We start from the raw sequence: 25,216 nt of genomic DNA, 5'->3' as shown, positions 1-25,216 counted from the left end.
TCATTTCATTTTTTGAAACCTTTCTGAGAAGTATAAATATTATTTATGAAATAGGTAGCTTATCTTACTTTGTACTACGTAAGCTTGATTAGCAATCACTCTTTGGGAAAAACTTTTTGGTTTACTGTTAATAGCTTTGAAATCTGTAGCGCTTATCCTGTATAGCTTAGAGCTTTTCTTAGTGCCATTCGGCTCTATTCCTTCATCAATCCAAGTATCAATTGCTGTTTTTACGTTTATTTCAGTCATCGCAGACCATTCTTTTTCGTTGATAGTTGTTTGAACCCACATTCCGCACCCTAACTGTCACAAAGGGGTTTTTACTGAATATTCTCTCTGTATCGGGAGTAAAAAAATACTTTACTTACTCGTGGCCAAGTGGTGTGGGCAAGACGACGATGATACGGCAAATTGCCCGACGTTTAAATGCTCCTCAAGGTGAGGATTCAGCATTGAATGACTCAAGCTACCGCAACGGTTATGCGCCTCAATTACCTCTTTTGCTCATAGAGACACGTCCACCTGACAGTGGGGTGTTTAATCGAACTGACTATTACCGGACTGCGCTGAAGCTTTTGAACGAGCCATTCTACGAGCGTCGTAGCATTGTAGACATCGATACGTCGGAGGCATGGGAGAAAAAAGGGCGTGGACGTAGTAGCAAGACTTCCCAGTTTAATGATTCTCCAGAACTGCGCCACCTGAAAACACGACTATAACAGCAAACGAGATCCCCATAGAGCTAGCCCCAAAGAAAAAGCAGACTCGCAAGAAAACTACATCTACTCCTGATCTTGAAATTACTGAAACGCCACTTAGTAATTCCAGTACTGACCTTCAGGCGATAACCCAGGACACGCAACAGCAAACAGATAAGAGTCACCAGAAAAAGTCAGGCACACGTGTTGGACAACGCACTCCCCTTGCGAGACACTGTTGGGCTTGAGTCACAGTCACCTACATAAGAATGATAATCATACGGGTGGGGGGAAGAAGCTGCCGTAGGCAGCTTCTTCCCTTTTCTCCCTCCCCTTAAAATGATTATCATTCTTGAGAAAACCTGTCTCTTGTTTTTCTTGGAATAATTTATTCTTTGGAAGTCCCTACCCTTGCAAAAAGTTCAAATCACTATTATTAAGGAAGGGGGCATTGCCACTAGCAACTCCCTGAGAAAAAACTGAAGTAAAAGAGTTTTGCTCATTAGGGTTGAATATATTACCCAGGTTAGAAACGAATTGTCCATAGTTGAATGATTTGACCTTTGTATCAATTCCCTGAGCAGGATTAATGCGATTATCACCATTGGGCAACTTATCGTCAGTCACGAAATCATTAGTTATATCAATGACAGGGGTTGGACTAGGATCAGCAATACTAACCACGTCCTTTGAGTTGCCAGTATATTTTCGCAATTTTCCGCTCTTTGCATCAAGTTCAGCCACCCAGCTATCTAAAGCAGAGCCATTAGTTTGACTACTACCACTACCCAATAAGCCATCAGTAACTCCAGTCACGAAAAGCTTACCACTATCATCAGCAGTAAGACCTGTAGCGTAGTCAAGCCTCGATTTGCTGCCAAACTGTTGAATCCACTTGTTTGTGCCGTTAGTGTCGAACTTTGCCACAAAGGAATTATAAGCTGTATCTTTGTTGCCTTTTCCTAACTTATCGTTAGAATATCCTGTCAAGAAGATGTTGTCTTGTGAATCGATGTCTATGTCAGATAAGTAGACACCATCATCACCTTTAGAGCCAAACTGTTTAGCCCATAGCTGAGTTCCATCTGGGCTAAATTTAGTGAGCCAGACATCGTAAGACCCGATTTTGCTGTTCTTTTTATCCTTTGTCCCTAAATCGCCTGTAGTCCATCCTGTAACGTAGATATTTCCCTTGCTATCAGTGGCATCAGCCCATGCAAAGTCAAGACCATCATTTTTACTACCAAACTGTCGAACCCACTGTACTTGACCGTTGGGGTCTACCTTCGACAGCCAGGCATCGTACTTCAAAAGACTTCGAGAAGGATCAGACTCTTTTACTAAACCCTGAGTCCATCCTGTAGCGTAGCTATTGCCATCCTTATCGACGGCAAGATCGTAAGTTTCGTCAAAAAAGGGAGTTTGATTAAAAGGGAAACTCGCTGTTGGGTCCTTAATCTGTGTATACCACTGCTGATTACCTTTACTATCGAATTTAGTCACCCAGGAATCATCTTGAACGGGAAAATTAAAAATGTCTAAATTGGAATTTTCCTTAATTGACAATCCCGATAAGTAGACATTGCCCACTTTATCTACATCCAGTCCAAAGCTACTATTAGCAAAACCTCCAGTCACATTAGTTCCAAACTGCTTACCCCACAACAGATTGCCATTGGTGTCATACTTAGCTACCCAAACATCAGTATCTTGTGATTGTTTGGATGAAAAAAGGTTGCCTCCTGTAGTTCCCGCCACATAGAAGTTACCGTCCTTGTCTGTGACTATAGAGTAGATTTGATCCAAATTAGAAGTGCCAATCTGCTTACCCCACAATTCATTGCCCTTCTTGTCATATTTAGTTACCCAGCCATCATAAGAACCATTATTAGTTCCTTCCAAAGATCCGCTAGTAAATCCTGCTATATACACATTGCCCGAAGAATCTGTAGCAGCACCAGTACCGATATCGTTACCAGTAGTCGATAATTGCGTTATCTTCTTTTGTGCTGGTTTTCTTTGTGGTTTATCACCCACATACTCGAAATATTGGCCATTTAGATCTAAATGTACTTCAGGTTTTTCAATCACAAAAGTAACGAGGTCAGGCAGTCCCTGTTGCACTGAAAAGATAGCCTTTCCATAAAAAAGGTGGTCTATTCCTTCAACCTTTAATCCATTAACATCTACCAATCGATAGTCTTGTGGTTTACCATTTAGGCGTATGGTATCTTGGGAGGGATCAAAATCATAAATTACGGCATACTGGTTCAAACCAAGAAAATCTGTGGTGAGTAGAGTATTTGGTCCGCCATTATCTGTGTAGTAGGGTTGATTTATATCACCAAGAATAAATTTATCGCTCCCTACCGATGGTATGTCTTGATCTAGGATTCCTAATGGATTACCTTGTTGAATATTAAGAATAATCCCGTACTCTGCTGTTGAATTGTCAAATAAGTCACCAAACACAAAATCAATATTTTGATTTTGTGTATTATCTAAACCAGGATCGTAACTGTAAATCAGATCATTTCCCGCACGTCCAAAAAGGGCTTCATTATTTACTCCTCCTCCATACACTACATCACTGGCAGGTGTATATAACGAAGCAATAACTTTAGAAGTAGCCATTTTTTTAAGTCCTTTGTTACACTAATTTGAATTTTTTCGAGACGTAACTTTCAGATTTGTTACTACTTTGTATTAGCTCGTGTAGATGCACCTAAAAAATTTATCATCTGTGTTCACTTCCTTAGAGTAAGTAAGGATTTTTTAACAGCTTGGTTAAAACTTGGCTGAACAAACACCAAAACTAAAAATACTCCGGCAAGCATTGCAACACTGGCTATGAGCAAAGCTGTGTGTAAACCCGATACAAACGCATTACTAAACGCCTGATGCAAAGCAAGCTCAGAAATGCTGGATGGTAGGTCGCTGGGAACTTTTGCTCCACCGTGCAAAGCATTAGCGATGAGTCGATCTTGCAGATTTGGGGATAGATTCCAAGCAGAGAGCGATCGCCTAATATCTGAGGTCAGCCCTTGAGTAAGAATTGTCCCCTGTAAAGCAACTCCTAAAACACCGCCGAGACGGTTACTAGTGTTGAGTACTGCTGAGGCAATTCCGGCTTGAGTCGGAGGCCCCGTACTCATAGCTGCTGCTGTCAAGGCTGGGAGTGTTAATCCACTACCAAAGCCAGAGAGAAAAAGGTTCCACATGATTGCTCCATAGTCTGTATCAGCACTGATTCGCATGAACAACAATATAGTCACACCCCCTATCAATAGTCCTGTAGTGATGGTAAAGCGCGACCCTAACCGAGTAACAAACCATCCAGAACAGATGGATGCTATCACAAAACCCCCATTTAACGGCAGAAAGCGCATACCCGTCGCCGTCGCCGAGTACCCCTGGACTTGCTGCAAGAAAAGGCTGAAGAGAAAAAGCAAGCTCGCAAAAGTGAAGAATATTAAAACCGAGACAACATTAACAACGGTAAATGTTGGGTTTTTAAACAAGTTTGGTGGCAGCATTGGGTGGCTGCTGTTAGACTCAACGATCAAAAAGGCTAAAAGGCTGAGTCCAGCAACCGCCAGTAACCAAACAATCAAAGGCGATCGCCACACGCCAGCATTGCTCTCGGTCAGTGCATAGGTGAGGGAAGCCAGCAAGATTATACTGAGTACCAAACCTGGCACATCTATACCCTGCTTCTTCGGTTTGACAACTTCTTTAACAAAACGGGAGGTCAGCCCAAAGGCAATCACACCGAGCGGTACGTTGAGAAAGAACACACTCTGCCACCCCAGGATATCCACAAGCAACCCGCCCAACACAGGGCCAGCTAGGAGGGCAAGTCCTGACACCGCAGACCAGATCCCGATGGCTTTAGCTTTCTCCTTCGGCTCAGGGAACGTATCAGCGAGGATAGCAAGAGAGCTTGGCACTAAGGCCGCAGCACCCATTCCTTGAAAAGTTCGCCCAACAATCAAAATTGTCAAACTGGGGGCAAAGCCACAGATTAAAGAGGCGATCGTGAAGATGACCAGTCCTGCTTGGAAGACTCGCTTGCGCCCGTAAATATCGCCCAATGTCCCACTCGTCAGCATTAGACTAGCCGCAGCCAGGGTATAGGCGTTGAGAATCCACTGCAATCCCGACACATTGGAAGCCAGACTCATTTGAATCTTGGGAAGCGCTACATTCACGACGGTGTCATCAAGATTTGCCATGAAAAGTGCGAAACACATTGCTCCCAAGGTAATAGCCTTAACATGATCTCGATTAATTGCTGTCATTATTTTAGTTTAATAAGTGTTGATAATACTGATTAAGATTTTCACATCCTTGTTTGCTAGAGAGCTGATTGGCATCTTCCAGAGCGCGGTTGATTATTTCTGTGTTGTCTGCACACAAGGCTTTTTCAATAGTATTGGCGAACCCTTCAACATCATCATGTGAGACAAGATAGGAATTTACATTATCAATTGTGTATTCAGATACTGCACCGCTATTAACAGTTACAACAGGTATCCCCGAAGCCATCGCTTCCACAACTGTTCGCCCGAAAGTTTCATGAGGTGAAGGGTTGCAAAATATATCACATGAAGCCAACAAATTTGCCTTCTCTTCTCCGTGAATAAAACCTATAAAGTAGATGTTGCAAATCGAGTCAGCAAGGCTCTTTAATTTGTTGACAGCAGCAGCAGGTCCATCTCCAGCAATTATCAGAGAATACTTGCCTTGTCTACTTTTTAAGCTTGCAAATGCTTCTATCAATAAATCTACTCGTTTTTCTAAACTCAAACGCCCCAAAAAAAGTAAAACTTTGTTGTCCTTTTCCTCATCACTTAACCACATTTCCAAATATTTTCGGTTCCGGCGCTGAGGGCTGTACAAAGAAATATCGATACCAAAAAATGGTACAAAATGAGAATTTTTAATCCCAATTTTTTTGAGATTGCTATTTACTAATTTACTAGGAACTAATGTAGTATCGAATTGACGATATAAATAGTTGGTTAAAGGACGGATAAATATGTCTCGTAAGAACCCCCAAGCAGGATAGCTACCTGCAAAATTGTAATAATCTGTTTGGTATTCAGTAACGTATGGAATCTGGTTTTCTTTTGCATAACGTTTGCCAGGGAATTGCCATGTGCTAAACAAGAAAGCCCGCTCTATATCCACTAGAGTAATTATATCTGGTTTGTAATAAGCCAATCTCTCGCTAATTTGACGTTCTGCTGCTATTGTAGGAACGTAATTCAGCTCATAGGGAAGCCAAGGTTTTGAAGGATAACCTTCAATAATTAACCTTTCACACAAATCTGATGGTACTGATGGCAAAGCTGATGGGTTTTGGAAATCTGGTGTCAGTACAACAACACGGTATATTCCTTGTTGTGCCAACCATTGCACTCGCTCCCAGTTATACTGTGACGAACCGCTTACTTCTGGGGGAAAAGTAGTAAAAATAAAAGCAAGAGTGTAAAAATCCATTTAATCAATATCCCTATTAATGTTTTGATCTTCTGTGAGATTTATATGCATTTTATTGATTAACCGAGTATTTAAACAAAGAATAAAATAATTGGTAATTATATTTTTAAATAGTGATATTTTCTTGATAGATATGTTGCTAAAGAAGGATTTAAATTGTTTTTATAGTACTATGTCTTTGAGGGACAACAGCGTCTATTTTAATTGATTTATTTTGAATCATAATTAGCTTTTTCTCTTGGGAATAATTAGCTGTTTACAAGAATAAAATTTTCTTTACACTTGGAAACTTGGTGCTAGCCGATGTAACAAAGCTCCAACACTAGCATCCGTACCTGTAATCATGACATCATAGTGATTCTTAGCCTTTTTTGCAACATTTTTTAGTTTTATTGAAAAGAGACTATTATATTTAGTCTCTCTATTTCTCCCCTCAAAAAACTTTTTTATTTGTTTGAGACTTTATCCAAATAAACTTGATTTTTTGAGAAATTATCTACACGCATTTGATTTTTTACACGCATTTTGTTTAGTTCTGCTACGCCCAATCGCCGATGAACCGCATCTCCAAATCGGGGAAAAAATTGCTCAACTGCAAATAGTACTTTCGTTAAAGCTTCTGTCACAGAATCTTGATTGACAATCACTTCCGCCTTATTTTGCTCAATAGCTCTAATTACTGCTCTTACTACCTGTTCTGGTGTAGATGTACCTGCAAGCTCTGGTGCAGGTACGTGAGTATCAGCAAACATACCGCATTCGGCGATATATCCTGGAGAAATAGCTGATATTTCTACACCACTACCAGCCAATTCTTGCCTGAGTGCATCACTAAAAACGAGCAAACCAGCTTTACTAGAACAATAAATGCTGTCGTAAGGAGATCCCTTTTTACCACCCAAAGAAGCAATATTGACAATGTGACCGCTACCCTGGTGTAACATATTTGGCAAAAGCAAACGCGTCAATTCCATAGCAGCCAGTAAATTCAGTAACAATACTGACTTTAATTCTGCAAGAGAGTAATCTTGAAAAGCTCGGTAAATTTCTATGCCAGCATTATTGATTAAAATGTCAACTGGGCCTACAAGCTGATTAACCTGCTGTAAGAGATCAGGCAATTGTTCTACCTGACTAATATCAAATGGAAGACTTATGCCTTTACCGCCTAAAGCATTCACTTCAACAAATACCTTATCCAGTTTCTCCTTTGAGCGAGAAACGCCGATTACCGTTGCCTTTTCTCTTGCTAGCGCATGAGCAATAAATACACCAATGCCGCGAGAAGCTCCTGTCAAAAGTACCGTCTTACCTGCTATAGCTGTCATGATTACTCACATCTTTCTGAGATAAATTATCTGTGGTTACAACGCGCTCAGAGTCTGTTTAAAAATCAAAGCTTAGTTAACAGCTAAGTTCTCTTTTAAAGACACCAAATGCTTTCCTCCTAGTTCGATTTGTCCCTGTTCAATTCCAGCTTTCAGTCTGTCTACGATATACATGAGATCGGGTGCAATAAAATTGGCTCCATGATCGGGTTCTATCAAGCTAGCTAAGGCAATATTGCTGTTACTTTGCTCTGCCAAGGTACGAATACCTAAGAAGTTGAAAACGCCTGCCTCATAAGTTCCACAAGGTACTGATGGATTCTGAACTCCAGTGCAGTATTCGTTTTCTCGGAACCATTCTTTTGATGGATATCCATGAAAATGAACCATAGGTGCGCCATTTTCTAGCAGTGCAGGTGCATATAATGCTCCTGCAAGAGTCATAGCAAGCATGACATAGATATCGTAAGAAGGTTTGATATCCGCTACTGCTAAATCGGTTCCTTGTGGTAACTGAAGTAATAAATTACCTTTTAAACCAATCCGAAGAACGTCAGTTTCAAGATTCAAATTTGTTTTATTTGAGCCAGAACGAGAGCATACAAGCCAGACATCAGGAATCTGCTTAAACTTCCATTCTTGCCCTATCTGGGTTCTGATGTACTTTCTACCTATTTCATTTTGACGCAGTTCATTACTACTAAATCCATCTAGAGATGAAAGACTTTCCCACTCTTTAGCTGAGATTTCAACTGCTCCAACGTATTGTGGTGGTTCGGCATAGGCAACAAAACCATAAGAAACCCCTGTCCGCCCTTTCGCCATCCAATCAACAATATCTCTGTGTGACTTTCTTTTAATAACGTTATCAATTTTAAACCCAGCAGGCAGTAACCCTGTTGATGCCAATTCTTTACCCAATTTTACCAATTTTGCTGCATATTCAGATTGATTTGAGTCATATTCTCCTACTTCAAATCGGCTCATTGATAGTGGCAGTATCGGCACATAAATTTTAGGAATTAAGGATTTAAGAACGAATTCATCTATGTCATTTATAGGAAATTTGGAATCTGAAAGATTCATATTTAAGATGGAAATCTGACTATGAGAAACTCCAATGACAATTTCAGAAAATGTTCTGACTAGAGTGCTAATACCAATTGGAATTTTTTGTTCATAAGGAATTGTGGGATCGCTAAATTTATCGTCTGGTTCTGTAAGTACGATTACTTGAGTATTCGTAGGATCTTCAGCAGGACGGATATTTTCTTCTGCCCAGCTAATAAATTGAGCAATTTTCGAGACAGACATCTTTTGATTTTTTAAAACAAAATGAGAATAGCCTTGATATAGCCTCTCTGCGGTAAAAATCTTCAACTTACCTGTTAAACTAGGATGCCTTTCAACATCAATTACTGCGCTAATTCCAGCTTTTATCACCCTCGTGTTGATGGTTTTCTTCCAATTTATCAGCGGCAGCTTCAGTTCATAGGAAAACTCTTTTGTTGCTTGTTCCCAAGATTCAATCTTAACGCCGTAGCTCTGAAGTTTGAGTTCTAAATTTTCTCTAAATTTAATAATCGCATCATTGGTGTATCCTTTCGGCAACGGACGGAAAGTTATTACTAGCTTTTGTGCCATTGCTTTTGAATCAATAACTGGGGCTTTAAAACCTAGATTAGAGCCATCACAAAACCCTCCAATTAAACGACCAATTGTTTGTAAGCTAATATCTTCTCCATGCGTAGTATAATTATCATTGATAGTTTGGTTAGCTTCACTTAAAAACGCCAGAATTTCTGGTTTGTGTTGAGCAATTTCTGTGCGAAGTTCTGGTGTCAAAATTCCTTTGGGAGAGTTAATCTTGAGTTTACCGTTATCAGCCCAAAGCTGAACACCTTGTTGGGTAAGATTTTCTACAATTTCAGATGCATTCATAAATCACAACTCCCTTTTTTTATAAGTTTTTCAAAAATTAAATTTCAAACATTTCTGACTCTGACGCTTCAATTTCTTGAGCTAAATACTGGCAAAGAGATTCAATCGTTGGATAATGCACTAACTCAAAAGGAGACAGTTTAACTCCAAAATGTTGCTCTCCAGCGCTAGCAATACCAATTGCCAGCACTGAATCCAAACCGTAGCTATCAAAAGAAGCTTTAATGTCTATATCGTCAGGTTTGACTCCTAACTCGCTAACAACTTTATTTACTAGCCAAGCTTGAATATCTTCTGCTGTTAGAGAAGTCAGATGAAGTTGAGGCATTGATGCTCGTTCAATTTTTTCTTCTGGTTTGGATACTTCAATCTGCTGCTGGTGGTATTCCTCGATCAACAATTCAACAACTTTGGGGAGTAACTTAGACTCATCTTCTGTGAGTTCTCCAGTTTTCTCCAACTGCTTGACTAACTGTTGGCGATCGCCTGGACTAAAAAAGTTAGCAATAGAGATATGACCGTTATTTGGAGACGAGTTTTCTATTTTACCGTGACCATTTTTGGCAGGCTCAAACCAACAGCGTTGTTGCTGCCAGGGATAGGTTGGCAGTTGCAAGCGTTGACGCGAATAGCCTCGGTCAAAACCTAACCAGTCTACTTTTGCACCACTCATGTATAATGTTGCCAAACTCTCAATTAGCTGTTGCCAATCATCTTTTTCAGGATGTAGGCTAGGAAGCCAAACTCCCTCAATTTCAGGTAAGCAGTTGTGAGCTATATCTACTAAAAGTGGCTTTGAACCAATTTCCACAAATAATTTGTACTCTTGTCGAGCCAGAGTTTGGATACTGGCAGCAAATTTCACAGATTGTCGTAGATGATTGCACCAATATTCAGCAGTGCTAACTTCAGGTGTTGCTAGTTCTCCAGTAAGATTGGAAACTAAATAAATTTGAGGTTTATAGTAGGTCACCGCTTCGGCAAACTGTTTAAATTTCTCTAATATTGGTTCTACCAAAGGTGAATGAAAGGCATGGGAGAAATTAAGTTTTTGAGTTTTAATTTCTTTTGCTTTCAAAATATCAAGCACTGCTGCTACTGCCTGAGATTTACCAGAGATTACTATATTTCTAGAACCGTTGATGGCTGCGATGCCTACGGTGGGCTTTGCCAACGCCACTTCTTGGGTGTAGGATTGAATAGCTTCTTGGACTTGCTTTTCCGAGGCAAACACTTCAACCATTTCCTCTTCTGGGGACAATGTTTGCATCAAGCGCCCTCTTTGGGCAGCCAGCTGCAAACCATCTTCCAAGCTGAAAACTCCAGCTACACAGGCGGCGACGTATTCTCCTATACCATGACCCATAACTACGGTAGGTTCTATGCCCCAGGATTTCCATAACTGGAAGAGGGCATATTCCAAGGCAAATAAGGCAGGTTGGCTGTAAGCGCTTTCATTTAAAGGGGAGTTAGTCCCTGTCTGGGGGTACAAAACTTCAAGTAGAGGCTGTTTTAGCTCTGAACTCAAAATATGTTCGCAGCGCTCAAGCCAGGTGCGGAACTCCGGTTGGGTTTCATAAAGTTGGCGTCCCATATTCACGTATTGGGATTCCTCACCAGTGAAGAGGAAAGCTACCTTGGGCTGGCTGGTTCCTTCCACCTGTCCTTGAAAGACTCCGGTTGTTTTTTGTCCAGCAGTAAAGGCTGCTAGCTGTTCGCGGACTTGCATAGAGTCACTAGCGATCGCACTTAATCTATGCTGAAAGTGTAAGCGACCAGTGTTAGCAGTAAAGCAGATGTTTTGAATCGCTAAGTTTGGATGTGCAGCTAAGTAGCTCTCGTATTCTTTGGCTAACTGCTTCAATGCCACATCAGTCTTAGCTGATAATGTCAATAGATGCAGGGGGCGCTTTGCCGATTCTGCGATCGGTTCGTGAACTGGCGCTTCTTCAAGCACCACATGAGCATTGGTACCACTGGCTCCATAACTATTAACTGCTGCTAGCCGCCTCGAATCAGTAGACCAAGCCATCAGTTGGGTTGGTACTTTTACTGGCAGTTTATCCCAGTTAATATGAGGATTGGGCTGTTTGAAATTTAGGTGGGGTGGAATTTCTTTATTTTGCAGCGAAAGCACAACCTTAAGCAAAGCTGCTATACCTGCGGCTGATTCTGGATGGCCGATGTTAGTTTTCACCGACCCAATTACAAGTGGTCGCTCGTGCGGGCGATCCTGGCTATATACTGCCGCCAAAGCTGCCACTTCCAGTGGATCTCCTCCTATAGCTGTGCCAGTACCTTGAACGTCAACATAGTCGATTTCGCCTGGTTTCACGCCACTATTCTCTAGAGCTTTGCGAATCACAGCTTGCTGAGATACTCCACTCGGTGCAAGGAAGCTACTACTGCTGCCACCATTATGATTGACTGCTGAACCTCGAATCAAGGCTAAGATGTTGTCTCCTTCAGCTAAAGCATCCGATAGCCTCTTAAGGACAATAACACCGCACCCTTCTGAGCGGACAAAACCATCAGCAGTAGCATCGAAGGTTTTACAACGGCCATCCTGCGCCATCATGCGTGTCCGGCAGAGAGCCATTGCACCTTCTGGTGATAAAATTACGTTGACTCCTCCTGCCAGGGCTTGATCGCATTCTTGATTGCGGAGACTTTGACAAGCTAAATGAATTGCTACCAGAGAACTGGAGCAGGCTGTATCAACTATCAGACTGGGGCCTTGAAGACCTAATGTGTAAGATAGGCGTCCAGCAACAGTGTTGAGTGGGTTCCCTGTTAGGTAATTGGCGTCGATTTGGCTCAGTCCGCCATCTTGAAGTAAAAGGCGTGCATAATCATTAGTCGTAATTCCAATAAAAACCCCAGTTTGACTACCTGATAGCCTTTCTGGAACTTGACCAGCATTCTCCAAAGCTTCCCAGCCAACTTGCAACAGCAATCGCTGTTGTGGATCGGACATTGCCGCCGTTCGGGGAGAAATTCCAAAGAACTGCGGGTCAAACTGGTCTATATCTTCCAAAAAACCACCATACCGAGTATATATTTTCCCTGGCGTATCGGGTTCTGGGTCATAGTAAGCGTCCATATCCCATCGCTGAGGGGGAACTTCTGTGATGGCATCCACTCCATTACGCAATAGCTGCCAAAATGCTTCTGGGTTATTGGCTTTCCCAGGAAACCGACAGCCAGCGCCAATAATTGCGATCGCCTCACTTTTAGAACGCTCCACCGCCTCAAGTTTAGCCCGCGCTTCTTTTAATGCCAAAAGCAAGCGCTGCGATGAATTCAACTGGTCTACTTTTGGAGAATGCTCACTCATGTTAATTCCTTTGAAGTAAAGATTCTAACCCTGCCAGTTCCTCTGCAATTGAAACTTCAAGTGCATCTTCTGAAAGTTGCTGAATTACTTCCACTGTTGCAGCCCGTTTCTGTTCATCTAGCGAAGTTGTGACATCGCTGACGGTACTGCTCTCCCAGTCCAACACCTCTCGACCCAAATATTTCACTAAATCGACAATTGTGGGACACTCAAATGTAATTGTTGAGGGCAATGTTGTTCTCAGGCTCTTATCCAATCGGTTTTTTAAATCAATTGCCATCAGGGAATCCATACCCATATCAAGAAAGCCTTGCTCTGGGTTAGCCAGCTGCGATGCTTCAAAGCCCAGCACTTTACCGACTTCTGACTGGAGATAAGCAGTTAACATGGCTCTTGCGTCGCCGACTGGGGCTGCTTCTAACTCTGCTACCAGTGCTGATGTAGCAGTTGACTGCTGCTGATTATCATCTGAAGGTTGGACTGACATTTCCTCTAGTAAGGTTCGCCGTCCTCGCGCCTCGTATAGACCCTTGAACAGAGGCCAGTCTACCTCAGCCACAGTCGCCTGTACTGTATTTGATCCCAGTAGCAAACCCAAAGCAGTGAGCGCTTGTTCTGGTTGCAATATGCCAATTCCCATACGACTCAGCCAACTTTGGGCTTCATCAGAAGCCATACCACCATCAGCCCACGGTCCCCAGTTCACACTTAAAGTAGGCATTCCCTGCCCTTGACGATAGTGGGCAAAACTATCTAGGAAGGCGTTAGCAGCAGCATAATGGGCTTGTCCGCGAGAACCCCACACTGAGGCAATAGAAGAGAAGACAACAAAGAAATCCAGTTTGATATTTTGGGTGAGCTGGTGTAAGAGCCAAGTGCCGATCGCTTTGGGACGCAATACTGCTTCTAGCGATCCCCATTGCAGAGATTGCAATGTTTCATATCCCACAACCCCGGCTGCATGGATGATCCCGGCTAGAGGTGGCATTGTTGCCCGCACTTTTTCTAATAGCTGCAATAAATCTTGCTCTTGGGTGACATCAGCTTGGGCTGCTAAGATTGTAGCTCCCATCTTTTCTAGATGAGCGATCGCAGTTTGTGCTTCAGCAGTAGGTTGTCTACGTCCAGTTAGCACTAGTTGTCTAGCTCCCTGTCCCATTAACCATTCTGCAACTTTCAACCCTAGCGCACCCAGTCCACCGGTAATTAAGTAAGTACTATCCGGGGATATTGAGCAACTTTCCGATGTGGATGGTAGTTGTTTACGTACCAAACGAGCTACATAACGCTGTCCGCCACGATATGTTAAATGGTCTTCACCCTGAGCATCTGCAATCTCTGACAATAGCAAAGATATTTCTTCTGATGTTGGTTTAGGAGATAAATCCACCATGCCACCGAATAGTTCTGGATGCTCAAGTGCTACTACCTTACCCATACCCCATAATGATGCTTGGGTAACTTCTGGTAGGGTTTGCACTGGTTGTGCGCCTCTAGTCACCAACCACAAGCGAGGTGAATCAATATAACTCTGATGGATAAGAGCCTGCATCAGAGATAGGACGCTGCCACAGCCCAACACCTGGGACTTCTCTAACTCTGCTATTGTTACCTCAGATGTAGCTGTGTCTAAATTCCACAGGTGAATCACTCCTTGTAACTGACTTTGGCTACCTGCTTTAACTTCATTTAGTAACCGCTCAAAATCTGCTGTACTTGAGGGATTGATAAACCAGGTAGAGTCTCCCTTTGACTGATAAGATTCGCCTGGATAAACCAAAATACAAGAATTGCCTTGTTTTCGCAGGTGTTGAACGAGAGTTTGTCCCACTCCTCCAATGTCAGCCAGAACCAACCAAGTGCGTATTTGTGGCTTTTTGTCAACTGCCGTTATCTGTCTTTCCTTGGGTTGCCACTCAATTTCGTGAAACCAATCTTGAATTGAAGCGGCTATCGATTGCTGTTTGTGGTGCTTCATCAACACTTCTAGCAGCTTCGGTAAAAATTCTTGTTCATCAGCAGACAGATTCGCCGTCTTGGTGACTTGTTCTGTTAGCTGTTGAATTTCTCCTTGCTGTAGGAGGTGCAACATGGGAGTCTGTGCAATATTAATAGCAGGGATTCCCGCGTGGGCAGGCTGATGATCGGCGAGTTCCACCCAGTAGCGTTGTTCCTGAAAAGGATAGGTTGGTAGTGCTACACGCTTACGGATGTAATCTCGGTCAAATCCCTTCCAGTCAATTGCCACCCCTTGTACATACAGTTCTCCTAAACTCTGGAGTAATTGCTGCCAATCAGATTGTCCTTGGCGTAAACTAGGTAGCCATACTAGTTTCTCTACTTCTGCTTCAGACAGGCATTGTCTGCCCATAACCAGCAATGTTGGCTTAGGGCCAATTTCTAGCAATACATTAGACTTCTGCTGCATTAAAGTCTGCATTCCCCGATCGAATAGCACAGGTTGCAGCACATGATTACACCAGTACTCAGCATTGGCTACTTCTTCACTGGCCAATTTTCCAGTAACATTGGAAATTAACTTAATTTGAGGAAGGGCGTAGTTAACCGTCTTTGCAACTGCTGCAAACTCCTCCATCATCGGTGCCATTAATGGTGAGTGGAAGGCGTGAGACACCGTTAATGGTTTCGTCTTCACTCCAGATGCTTTTAAGGATTGGCATATTGCCTCAACCATCTGGCGCTTTCCAGAGAGCACGACGCTTTTAGGCCCATTGATAGCAGCGATAGATACTAGTGTCTCTTGTGCTAACGAAATATCAGCACAGTAGGGTGCAATCTTTTCTGCAACTTGTTCAGGGCTGGCCATGACTACCGCCATCATCCCATTCGCAGGTAGGGCTTGCATCAGTCGTCCCCGTGCAGCAATCAATTTTAATCCGTCTTCTAAGCTGAATACGCCAGCCACACAAGCAGCGACGTATTCCCCTACGCTATGTCCCATCACCACAGCAGGTTGAACGCCCCAAGACTGCCACAGCTTGTACAAGGCATATTCCAAAGCAAACAGTGCTGGTTGAGTGTAGGCAGTTTCATCTAATAAAATACCTGTATCGTTATTGCTCTTATAAATCACCTCTAAGAGGGATTTTTTGAGATAGGGACGCAGAATCTCATCACACTGCTGGAGGGTTTGGCGAAAAGTGGGTTGCGTTTGGTACAACTCGCGTCCCATTTCCACGTATTGAGAACCTTGCCCAGTGAACAAGAAAGCTATCTTAGGTTGTTTGCGATTCAGAACCTGACGAGTTACTAATCCATTAGGCTGCTGTCTTGCAAGGAAAGTATTTAACTGTTGTTGTAATTGCTCCACAGATTCAGCAGTGACAGCAAGGCGATGTTCAAAATGCGATCGCCCCGTACTAGCAGTAAAACAAATGTCTGCCAGAGACAATTCTGGGTGCGGTGCTAAAAAAGCTTCATAGCGCTGGGCTAAATCTTGCAAACCCTGCTCACTCTTTGCTGAAAGACTCAACAAGTGTAAAGGGCGTTCAATACTATCTTTTGAATTTGGAATTTGGAATTTTAAATTTTGAATTTGTAAAGGTGCTTCCTCGACAATGATATGACCATTAGTACCGCCGAAACCAAAGGAACTAATGCCTGCCAAACGAGGCTCTGTACTCACAGTCCAAGGTTGAAGTTCCGTGGGGATCGCAAAAGGTGTCCCACTCAAGGAAATGTATGGATTCAACTCTTTAAGATGCAGATGCGCCGGAATTTGTTTATGCTGTAGTGCTAGTACTACCTTGAGTAAGCTAGCCATCCCCGCCGCAGCTTCCAGATGACCGATATTTGTTTTGACTGAGCCAATCAAACAAGGCTGATCGATGCTGCGTCCTTCTCCAAGTACTGCTTTTAGGGATCTAACTTCAATGGGATCGCCCAAGGATGTACCGGTTCCATGAGCCTCAACATAACTAATTTGCGCTGGCTCCACTCCGGCATTTTCGAGAGCTTGGCGAATCACAGCCTGTTGAGAAGGACCATTAGGAGCAGTCAATCCATTGCTGAGTCCATCCTGATTAATTGCCGAACCTCGGATGACAGCTTGAATGCGATCGCCATCTCTAACAGCATCGCTCAGACGCTTCAGCACAACAATACCGCATCCTTCGCCGCGCACATAACCATCGGCACTAGCATCAAAGGTCTTACAATGACCATCCAATGCCATCATCCGAGCTTGGGAGTAGATAATGGTCTGCTGTGGCGACAACATCAAGCTAACTGCTCCAACCAAGCATAAATCGGACTCGGCATTTTGCAGACTCCGACAAGCTAAATGTATCGCCACTAGAGACGAAGAACAAGAAGTTTCAATCGCCAAACTAGGGCCACGCAGATTTAGCAGATAAGAGAGGCGATTTGCAGCAATACCAAGTGTATTACCCGTACCATCGTAGGCATTGATCCGGTCTAAATCCTTGGAAATCAGAATTCCATAATCATAGTTGCCAATTCCAATAAAGACTCCTGTCTGACTACCAGAGAGATTGGAAGGTGGTATTCCCGCATTTTCCAAAGCCTCCCAAGCAACCTTCAGAACTACTCTTTGTTGGGGATCTATCCGTTCTGCCTCGCGGGGCGAAATACCGAAAAAGCTGGGATCAAAACTATCTACTCCTTCGATAAATCCGCCATAACGAGTACTCATTTTTCCAGGTGTGGCCGGTTCGGGATCGTATAAGCTATCCACATCCCATCGTTGCGTAGGGACTTCGGATATGGCATCAATACCGTGATGCAAAAGATGCCAGAAAGCTTCTGGACTGCTAGCGCCAGGAAAGCGACAGCCAATACCGACAATAGCTATGGGTTCCACTAATAAGTCCTCAACACTTATGTATTGCTGCTTCGTATGATTGAAGGTGCGATCGCTCTAAGCAGTAACAGAGCTAGCGAATTGCTTAAAGGCTATTTGATTGCGTTTGACTGCCTTCTCTATCGAGCCGCCCTCAGCCATCACCCGCATTTCGCGGTTAATTGGCCACAGGTATTCAAGATGACTGAAGAAGCGTTTCAAATCATTCAGAAGAGTTTGCTGATACTTAAGATTGACATGGAAGCCTTCGTGTTCTTGACACAAGCACTTTTCCATCCAATAGAGTGCGTCCTCTTGGGACATTTTATTAAATAGAGGAGATGTCAGCAGACGATAATACGAAGGCATGAAATTGACATCATCTCGGAATGTGGCTGGTAGCGCCCCAGAGAGTCCGCCCAAAAGCCCCCGTTGTAACAAATAGATAACAGCATTAGACAGCAGTTTCTCGTACACTGTTGGGTTCGGGAAATCCTTATACACCTCTTGGGCAATGGTTTGAGACATTGTGGTGTGGAAGGATTCATCCAACAAGTGATAATAAGATACAGCGATCGGATCGGGGATAAATTCACCTTTTTTATCCAGATCCCTGAACTGTTTATAGTAGTGGTACTCGTATGTTTTTAACGACATATTTGCAACCATCCGCACCGAGTAATATTGAGCTGCTAAGAAGGGAGAACTACCCCAATTCAAACTCAAGTATTTAAATGCCGAGGGAGATGCAGTGAGTCCAGCCAGTCCACCGGTTGTTGTCGGAATTGAGTCCCCTTTTTCGTTCAAGTACTGGGAATAGTAGTCCCCTTTACCCGGATGCATCAGTTTGGTGAGAAAGCGAAAGGTGGAATTTTGAAGTGCTTCTTTATTGGGAAGTTCTGGTAATTTGGATAGCAGATTATTGTTAGTCTGGTTATTCAACTTTTTATGGAGAGGATTACCAAGGGACTCTTTACCCAATAAAGCAATCTTCGTCTTATAACCAATTTTATGGAAAGTGTTGATATGGTAGCGTTCCTGACTGGTTTCAAAGTCTAGTTCTTGACACAGAGTTTCATATCCCCCAACGTGAGCAAAAACACCGGATGTGATTTGGTTGTAGAGCATGGTGTTTGCTTCAGCAGATGCAGTATGTTGATACTGCCCCACCCAGTAAAGATGGTTAAGAGCTAATTTTTGTGCCTGAGAAGCTTGTTCGTAGAGAGGGGTGCCATATAGAGTAGAAAGCTCGGGATCGCCCCAGAAATAATTACCGTTGCGGCTATAATCAAAGTTTTTGCCCAGAGCTTCTATTTTTTCAGTGTAGTCAGATTCTTTGTTGTTATGGTATGTTTTATCGATGACTTGAAAATGCTTCTTTTGTTTGTCCACTGGGACATTTAAAACTTTAGGTTTCTCATTCAATAGATTAGCTGTAGTCACGATTTTGCTCCTAAATCAGGTCTTTTCAAGTGAATCAAGCAAGATAGATTTCAAAGTCTTCAATTCCAATCGGCACTCAAATGCTTAACAAGACCTTCGATGGTTGGGTAATCGTAAAGTAAGGTGGGATCAACGTCGTATCCTAACCAATCTCCTAAGTCACCAGTTAAACCAATCGCTGCGGAAGAATCTAAACCATAGCGATCAAAAGGAATTGTAATATCAACTTCTTCGGGATCAACTTCTAGCAGTTCACCTAGATAAGAGATTGTCCAAGCTTGGATGTCTGCTGCTGTCCGTATCTGATTGGATGCATCGGTTTTGTTAATCTCTGAAACTTTAGACATGGTGTTAACTTCAAGATTCTGCGTTTCCATTGTTTAATCCTTCGTTATGTATTGATAAGGATGTTTTCTTCTCTGCAATCAGATTGTTACAAGTTGAATGAGGTAACTTTTTTCGCCATCTTTTGCTTTTGATGTGAGTCATCAAAGCCGATTTTGTGAAGACGTGAGCTTGTTCATAGCTGTTTACCAGATATTAGTTGTCCTAACATAGAATCAACATCAGCTTGTAGATGCATAAACTTAGATTTATTCTGAGGATTCTCACTCCAATCCTCTACTACCTCTAAATTTCCCGAAAGAAATGCACTTCGACAGGCTTGACGACGAATCTTGCCACTAGAAGTTTTAGGAATACTTCCAGTCTTGACTAGTACGGTAGCGAAAACTTCTAGCCCGTGATGTGCGGTTACTGCTTGTCTGAGTTGTGCTATGACTTCTTGAACGTTCAACTTTCGCAGATAACTGCGTTCTACCTCCTGAACAATAACTAGCCGTTCAGAATTCTTGAAATCAACGGCAAATGCTGCTCCACAACCGACTCGCAGAGATGGATGACTTTTTTCAACAGTCAGTTCAATATCTTGTGGATAATGATTTTGTCCTCTAACGATAATTACATCTTTGAGTCGCCCTGTGATAAACAACTCCCCATCTTGCAAAAATCCTAAGTCTCCAGTGCGAAGATATGGGACTGATGTTGGACTATCGCTAACACCGGGATCAGCTAAATATGCACAGAAAGTTTTCTCTGTCTCTTCAGGTTGATTCCAATAACCTTGAGCAACACTCGGGCCTGCTACCCAGATTTCGCCGACTTGCTCAGGAGCACACATTCTTAAGGATTGGGGATCAACAATGACGACTTTCTGATCGGAAGGACTTTGCCCACAACCTACTATCGTCTGGGTATCTCCCTGACTCTCGTGCTGCTTCACAATTTGGTTTTGTTCTAATGCTGCTTTTTCTACGTAGCAAGTGATTGGTAAAGCTGTTTTCTCACCCCCGGTTACTATCAGAGTCGTTTCTGCCATCCCGTAACAGGGATAAAATGCTTCCTTGCGGAAGCCACAAGGTGCAAAAGTAGAAGCAAACTGCTCCAAAGTCTCAGATCGCACAGGTTCAGCACCAGTAAAGGCAACCTCCCAACTGCTGAGATCGAGAGTTGCTAATTGTTCGGGTGTCACCTTGCGAATGCAAAGATCATAAGCAAAATTTGGCCCCCCACTAGTTGTAGCTTTGTAGTGAGATATTGCCTGCAACCAGCGAATTGGTTTTTGGAGAAACTCTACTGGAGACATCAGAATGCAAGGAACCCCTAAATATAAGGGCTGTAATACATTTCCAATGAGTCCCATGTCATGAAAAACAGGCAACCAACCAACAACAATAGTTTTATCTGTATGTCCGAAAGCTTTCTCGATCATCCGCTCGTTATGCAGCAGATTACCATGAGTGATCATTACTCCCTTTGGTGTCCCTGTAGAACCGGATGTGTACTGGAGGAAAGCTAGGGTATTGCCGTTGAGTTCTTGCGGTTGCCATGCTTGCGCTACATCACTACTAAAATCATCGGTAGCTAGCCAATGCAATCCAGAAATTTCTAAATCCTCTTGATTAAAGCTAGTCTGGAGGCTATGCAAAAGAGATGTGGAAGTAAGTACAATCTTGGCTTGGGCATCTGCTGCTATTGCCTGCAACCTAGATAACTTTTGATTTCGTCTGGGTGGATATGCAGGAACAGCAACAACGCCAGCATATAAACACCCAAAGAAAGCAGCAATAAAATCTAGACCCGGTTGACATAGAAGTAAAGCACGTTCACCGACAAGATTTAGAGACTGGAGACTAGCTGCGATCGCTTGTGCTTGTATGTGTAGCTCTTTATAAGTCACAAATGCTGCTTCTGTTTGTGTACTTTGTAAAAAACTATAAGCTTTCTGTTCAGATTGATTTTGTGCTCTGTAACTCAACAATTCAACTAACGTTGAAAAATGGTGCTGTGTTATCAAGTTATTAGAATAACTAATCATTCAATGCTCCTCTATGGGATTACAGTTATTTCTGTAAGGCACACATTTTAAACTGGTCAAAAAATTTGAATATTAGCATTTTTTAAAATCCTTATGCCAATAAGAATAATTAATCCTACTTTGCAATTCTTACTGAATTCATAGCCCGTGTTTGTAAAATTAATCTTTTATTTTCTATGTTTAGAGTACAGTAATTTTTCTGATAAGTCAACAAAATTTCTAAATAATACACTCAATACTTTTAAATACAAGCACTATAGCTTTTCAGATGATTAGAAAATGAAAAATTCCAGTGCAAAATTAAACATAATAACAAATTCAAGTTATTGTGTTTCAATGTAATTTTCTCAATTTACTGCGGATTTAAACTTAGGTAAGTAAAAACCAAATAAGTCTCAAAGTCAGGTATAAAGACTTTTAAAGTTATGGGCTTTGACTCTAAACCCTCAGACTTTACTCTTGAGTTCGGCTGTGAATTTATTCTCAATAAGCGTTTTCATTATTTGCCAATTTATCTTTAAATCATGATTTTAAAAAAAATTGCTATTCACAACATAGGTTTTTCTTAATTAAAATATTTTTTCAGAAAACATAAATAAATCTCAAAATTCAGCGTGGATAAATAGGCTATCACGAATATATTAATACTTAGAAAATACAGATAGCATCTTCTTACCTTTAATAATGCGCTACAGAACTAAAAAATTTGATCTCTGCTTCCCATACATTTATGTTGCTTGGAACGCAACTATCCTGCCTCATCGGTGAGAGGTTAAGATAATCTTACTTTTGTCAATTAGAAATTATGCTTAAAATTTGAAAAGAGCCGAGGTATTTAGTTAACTCTTATACTAAAATTATGGGTTAAGAATAAATGATGCGTATCAAGATAACGCGTAGGCGTAGCCCGCCGTAGGCATCGCCCGATCAAAAATTCTGTTTCTAACCCCGATTCTGGTAATACTTTAAGTACTATTGCTTATTGACAAATGGTATCTGACCTTAACCATTTTTAGGGTTTTAAAGATTGTAGCTAGCAACTAACCTCGACTTTATCCATTTTTTTGCAACGCGATCGCTATCGCTGAAACCTCTGTGGGACAGTAGTTTTACTTTTTTAACTTCATCGATAATCTGTGACGTAGAAAAAATATTTGCCAAAAAGCTAGGGTTTTTGCCGGATAAAGAAAACCGAGTTCTTAATTTTGGATAAAGTAGAGCTAACGTTAGCTATAAAAATTAGCTTGACATCTAAGATTTAACAATGCCAATTTTGTGGCGAATTTGCAACTTTCTAGCTAAGAGAGAAAGAAATTTGTACATTAAGCCAAAATTCGTGATTAATAACCAAAATTTTGGCTTTAGCGGTTGGCTGCTATAAAAATCGGTCTTGCTAGCGTCATAGCTTACAAAAACTTGCTTAATTACTGCTTGATTTCGAGGAAGAGTATCTGTCATAATTGTAATTAGTTGTAATTGATGGCAAATATCTGTGGCACTTTTGTGCCACAGCTAATTCTGAATTTCTCTTGGCCGAGATTTTGCACAAAAGCGCATAGCAAGTTACCGCACAAAGGTTAACTTTTTTGCACCCTGATAAAACAACCACTAAGCTGGAATAATCCCTCTGGCACTTTCGGAAACTAGGGGGATACATTCCGCTTTGGTCAGAGCCTTAAATCAAAAAGAACTAGTACTTAGGTCTATGAAGTACCTATTTGCACAGGAGAATGTTTGAGAAGGGAGATTAGTAAAGTTGATCAATTAATCAAGTCAAATTTTTTATCCTATGATTAGCATATTTTGTTAATCCTCTCTACTAAAACCACTAATAACAATACAATTATTTTTCGTTTAAAGCAAGACTTTATTTGGTCATAGATACTATTTCTATAAAATTTAGCTTTCAATTATACATAAAAACCGTACATTTTTTTTAAATTCTTGATATTTTTTTTTTAAATTCTTGATATTTTTTTAAACTTTAACTTTGCTGGCTAGTTCTTATAAGCCTGTGTCTATACAGCTTTTAAGCTTTATAGAACCCATTTAGTATCTTTTAGGCGACCAAGTAGAATCAACAGAAATAGGTGGATTCAAGCAGTGAGGGTGTCGGTTCGCAGACTAAGTGAAAAATTCTCAACGGAATAATGTGGGTTTGCACATAAGATGAAATTTGGACAACGCAGTTACAAGGGTTTGGGAGGACTATATTCGCGCATAAAGTGAAATTCAGTAGACCGAAAAGTTTTGCGATCGCTAAAAAATAGTAGTCTGTGATACCGTTTATTCAGGAATGTACAACCCACATTCCGCACTTCATTTTGTAATATATGTATCAGTACTAAATCTTGCTATTTACTTTACGAGTAAATACTTAAGAGGGTGGGTGATGAATATGAGCAATATCACAGGTATTACCGACTAATGGAAATCCGTAAGGTCTGGACAATAAATTCATCAGGAAAAAGTGAGAGAATGAGTGAAAAAACTTGCAGAAAACAAAAATATGGATTACCAAAAAGAAGAGTTTGAAAGTAAAAACTTAGATCGCTTAGGAATAGTAGCAGGAATAATTGATGATATAGGAATCGTAGAAAAAATCAATGAGATATTTTTAATTGATAGTAGAGAAAAAATCGGTTCTTCAGTACTTGTTATGCCAAATTATTAAGATATAGATATAAAACAATGTCAAAAAATGTATCAATAATCTGCTAATATTACTATAAGGATTGACATACAAAGAATATTTCTTGTTAACTGTAAATAGGACTCCAACTATTTTTATATAAATTTACAGTCCTGACTAGCAAAAGAGATATTAAAATTCTAACAGAACTTATTGATTTAGAAGATATAAAAGTTATATCACATCGCCTTCACGATGGAATTGGAATTATTTTACAAACCGAATCAAAAAAATTATATAGTATTTGCCCCAGGTGTGGCACAAAAAGTCAGAAATTACATCAAAATCATCGACATATTGTTAAAGACTTACCTTTTGGAGATCGTCCAGTATTTTTAGAAATTAATAGGCGTCAATTCAAATGTGAAATATGTAAAAAACCGTTTAGTGAAAATTTAGATTTTGTCAGGAAGAAAAGAACTTATACAAAGCGGCTTGCACACAAAACAATACAAGAAGTTTTAGAAAACGATATCCACACTGTAGCTTCAAAAGGAATAGTCACAACAGAAGAGATAGAAGGTATGTTAAAAGACGCATCAGAACAATTATCAAATTCAAAACCTTTAAAATTAAAAAGACTTGGAATTGATGAGATAGCTCTAGTTAAAGGAAAAGGAAATTATTGTGCAGTTCTAATAGATTTGGATACATCCAAACTGATTGCTATTTTAAGTGGACGGACTCAAGAAATAATAAAGGAAACTCTTATAGGCTGGGGAACTGAAATCTTAGAGCAAATAGAGGAAGTCAGTATAGATTTGTGGAAAGGTTATATTGTTCTGTTAGCCTGCTGAAGGCAGCTGTTGATGCTTCTACTACACTCAGCATCATGTAAGCCGTTGTGTAGCGTCCACTCTCTGGTACAAAGCAGAAGATTTTTTGACCTGAGCGCAACTTACCAGAATAAAATAACTCTTCTAACATCAGGTAAATTGAGGCACAGCCCTAGCTATCTAATTGGTATATCATGGCTTGAGACTCAAGTACAGTGCGAAGTTCCTGATGTTGATTTACTAAAACTTGTATTGCGCTAATTGGATCGTGGTGAAGGCGACGTTTACGTTGGCGAG

The 25,216-nt window shown here is 41.3% G+C and carries 12 protein-coding genes and 2 pseudogenes; 3 read left to right on the top strand and 11 right to left on the bottom strand.

Annotation, left to right across the window (positions count from 1 at the left end):
- Positions 1–39 precede the first annotated feature (39 nt).
- Positions 40–291 carry a hypothetical protein gene (locus CDG79_RS28670; RefSeq protein WP_094345161.1) on the bottom strand — a complete coding sequence of 84 codons (252 nt, stop codon included), beginning with the start codon at positions 289–291 and terminating at the stop codon, positions 40–42.
- 107 nt (positions 292–398) lie between these two features.
- Between CDG79_RS28670 and CDG79_RS28665 the strand changes: the two genes are divergently transcribed.
- The gene (locus tag CDG79_RS28665) at positions 399–719 is read left to right on the top strand and encodes a hypothetical protein (protein WP_223278373.1); all 321 of its coding nucleotides are present in this window, start codon (positions 399–401) and stop codon (positions 717–719) included.
- Between the two features lie 384 nt (positions 720–1,103).
- On the opposite strand, the gene CDG79_RS28660 is transcribed toward CDG79_RS28665, so the two are convergent.
- The 10 genes from CDG79_RS28660 to CDG79_RS28615 form a co-directional block, all read right to left on the bottom strand.
- Positions 1,104–3,332: an SBBP repeat-containing protein gene (locus CDG79_RS28660; protein ID WP_094345160.1), complete on the bottom strand. Its 2,229-nt coding sequence runs from the start codon at positions 3,330–3,332 to the stop codon at positions 1,104–1,106.
- Positions 3,333–3,445: 113 nt separating this feature from the next.
- Positions 3,446–4,999, bottom strand: a complete 1,554-nt coding sequence (locus CDG79_RS28655) for an MFS transporter (RefSeq protein ID WP_094345159.1) — start codon at positions 4,997–4,999, stop codon at positions 3,446–3,448.
- A 4-nt stretch (positions 5,000–5,003) separates the two neighbouring features.
- The gene (locus tag CDG79_RS28650; RefSeq protein WP_094345158.1) at positions 5,004–6,203 is read right to left on the bottom strand and encodes a glycosyltransferase; all 1,200 of its coding nucleotides are present in this window, start codon (positions 6,201–6,203) and stop codon (positions 5,004–5,006) included.
- 446 nt (positions 6,204–6,649) lie between these two features.
- The gene (locus CDG79_RS28645) at positions 6,650–7,531 is read right to left on the bottom strand and encodes an SDR family NAD(P)-dependent oxidoreductase (RefSeq protein ID WP_094345157.1); all 882 of its coding nucleotides are present in this window, start codon (positions 7,529–7,531) and stop codon (positions 6,650–6,652) included.
- Positions 7,532–7,603: 72 nt separating this feature from the next.
- Positions 7,604–9,472, bottom strand: coding sequence for a hypothetical protein (locus CDG79_RS28640; protein ID WP_094345156.1), 1,869 nt, complete (start codon positions 9,470–9,472; stop codon positions 7,604–7,606).
- A 37-nt stretch (positions 9,473–9,509) separates the two neighbouring features.
- Positions 9,510–12,809 carry a type I polyketide synthase gene (locus CDG79_RS28635; protein ID WP_189525170.1) on the bottom strand — a complete coding sequence of 1,100 codons (3,300 nt, stop codon included), beginning with the start codon at positions 12,807–12,809 and terminating at the stop codon, positions 9,510–9,512.
- A 1-nt stretch (position 12,810) separates the two neighbouring features.
- Entirely contained in the window at positions 12,811–17,652 is a 4,842-nt protein-coding gene (locus CDG79_RS28630) for a type I polyketide synthase (RefSeq protein WP_094345155.1), read from the bottom strand.
- A 57-nt stretch (positions 17,653–17,709) separates the two neighbouring features.
- The gene (locus CDG79_RS28625) at positions 17,710–19,074 is read right to left on the bottom strand and encodes a hypothetical protein (protein ID WP_094345154.1); all 1,365 of its coding nucleotides are present in this window, start codon (positions 19,072–19,074) and stop codon (positions 17,710–17,712) included.
- 59 nt (positions 19,075–19,133) lie between these two features.
- Entirely contained in the window at positions 19,134–19,451 is a 318-nt protein-coding gene (locus tag CDG79_RS28620; RefSeq protein ID WP_094345153.1) for an acyl carrier protein, read from the bottom strand.
- 143 nt (positions 19,452–19,594) lie between these two features.
- Entirely contained in the window at positions 19,595–21,451 is a 1,857-nt protein-coding gene (locus CDG79_RS28615; RefSeq protein ID WP_094345152.1) for a fatty acyl-AMP ligase, read from the bottom strand.
- A 2,509-nt stretch (positions 21,452–23,960) separates the two neighbouring features.
- On the opposite strand from CDG79_RS28615, the pseudogene CDG79_RS28605 reads away from it, so the two are divergent.
- Both CDG79_RS28605 and CDG79_RS28600 read left to right on the top strand, forming a co-directional pair.
- Positions 23,961–24,110, top strand: a pseudogene (locus CDG79_RS28605) (DUF4277 domain-containing protein); the annotation flags it as partial.
- A gap of 146 nt (positions 24,111–24,256) precedes the next feature.
- A pseudogene (locus CDG79_RS28600) lies at positions 24,257–24,919 on the top strand (transposase family protein); the annotation flags it as partial.
- Positions 24,920–25,216 lie beyond the last annotated feature (297 nt).

Source organism: Nostoc sp. 'Peltigera membranacea cyanobiont' 232 (genome assembly GCF_002245985.1).
Taxonomy (GTDB): domain Bacteria; phylum Cyanobacteriota; class Cyanobacteriia; order Cyanobacteriales; family Nostocaceae; genus Nostoc.
Note: the sequence above shows the minus strand (reverse complement) of the source record. Positions and strands in the feature narration are given on the sequence as shown.

Bases quoted from the DNA above. Each gene is read 5' to 3' on its own strand.
- CDG79_RS28665 (WP_223278373.1), top strand. From the start codon at position 399: ATGATACGGCAAATTGCCCGACGTTTAAATGCTCCTCAAGGTGAGGAT.
- CDG79_RS28635 (WP_189525170.1), bottom strand. From the start codon at position 12,809: ATGAGTGAGCATTCTCCAAAAGTAGACCAGTTGAATTCATCGCAGCGC.
- CDG79_RS28640 (WP_094345156.1), bottom strand. From the start codon at position 9,472: ATGAATGCATCTGAAATTGTAGAAAATCTTACCCAACAAGGTGTTCAG.
- CDG79_RS28655 (WP_094345159.1), bottom strand. From the start codon at position 4,999: ATGACAGCAATTAATCGAGATCATGTTAAGGCTATTACCTTGGGAGCA.
- CDG79_RS28660 (WP_094345160.1), bottom strand. From the start codon at position 3,332: ATGGCTACTTCTAAAGTTATTGCTTCGTTATATACACCTGCCAGTGAT.
- CDG79_RS28620 (WP_094345153.1), bottom strand. From the start codon at position 19,451: ATGGAAACGCAGAATCTTGAAGTTAACACCATGTCTAAAGTTTCAGAG.
- CDG79_RS28615 (WP_094345152.1), bottom strand. From the start codon at position 21,451: ATGATTAGTTATTCTAATAACTTGATAACACAGCACCATTTTTCAACG.
- CDG79_RS28650 (WP_094345158.1), bottom strand. From the start codon at position 6,203: ATGGATTTTTACACTCTTGCTTTTATTTTTACTACTTTTCCCCCAGAA.
- CDG79_RS28670 (WP_094345161.1), bottom strand. From the start codon at position 291: ATGTGGGTTCAAACAACTATCAACGAAAAAGAATGGTCTGCGATGACT.
- CDG79_RS28645 (WP_094345157.1), bottom strand. From the start codon at position 7,531: ATGACAGCTATAGCAGGTAAGACGGTACTTTTGACAGGAGCTTCTCGC.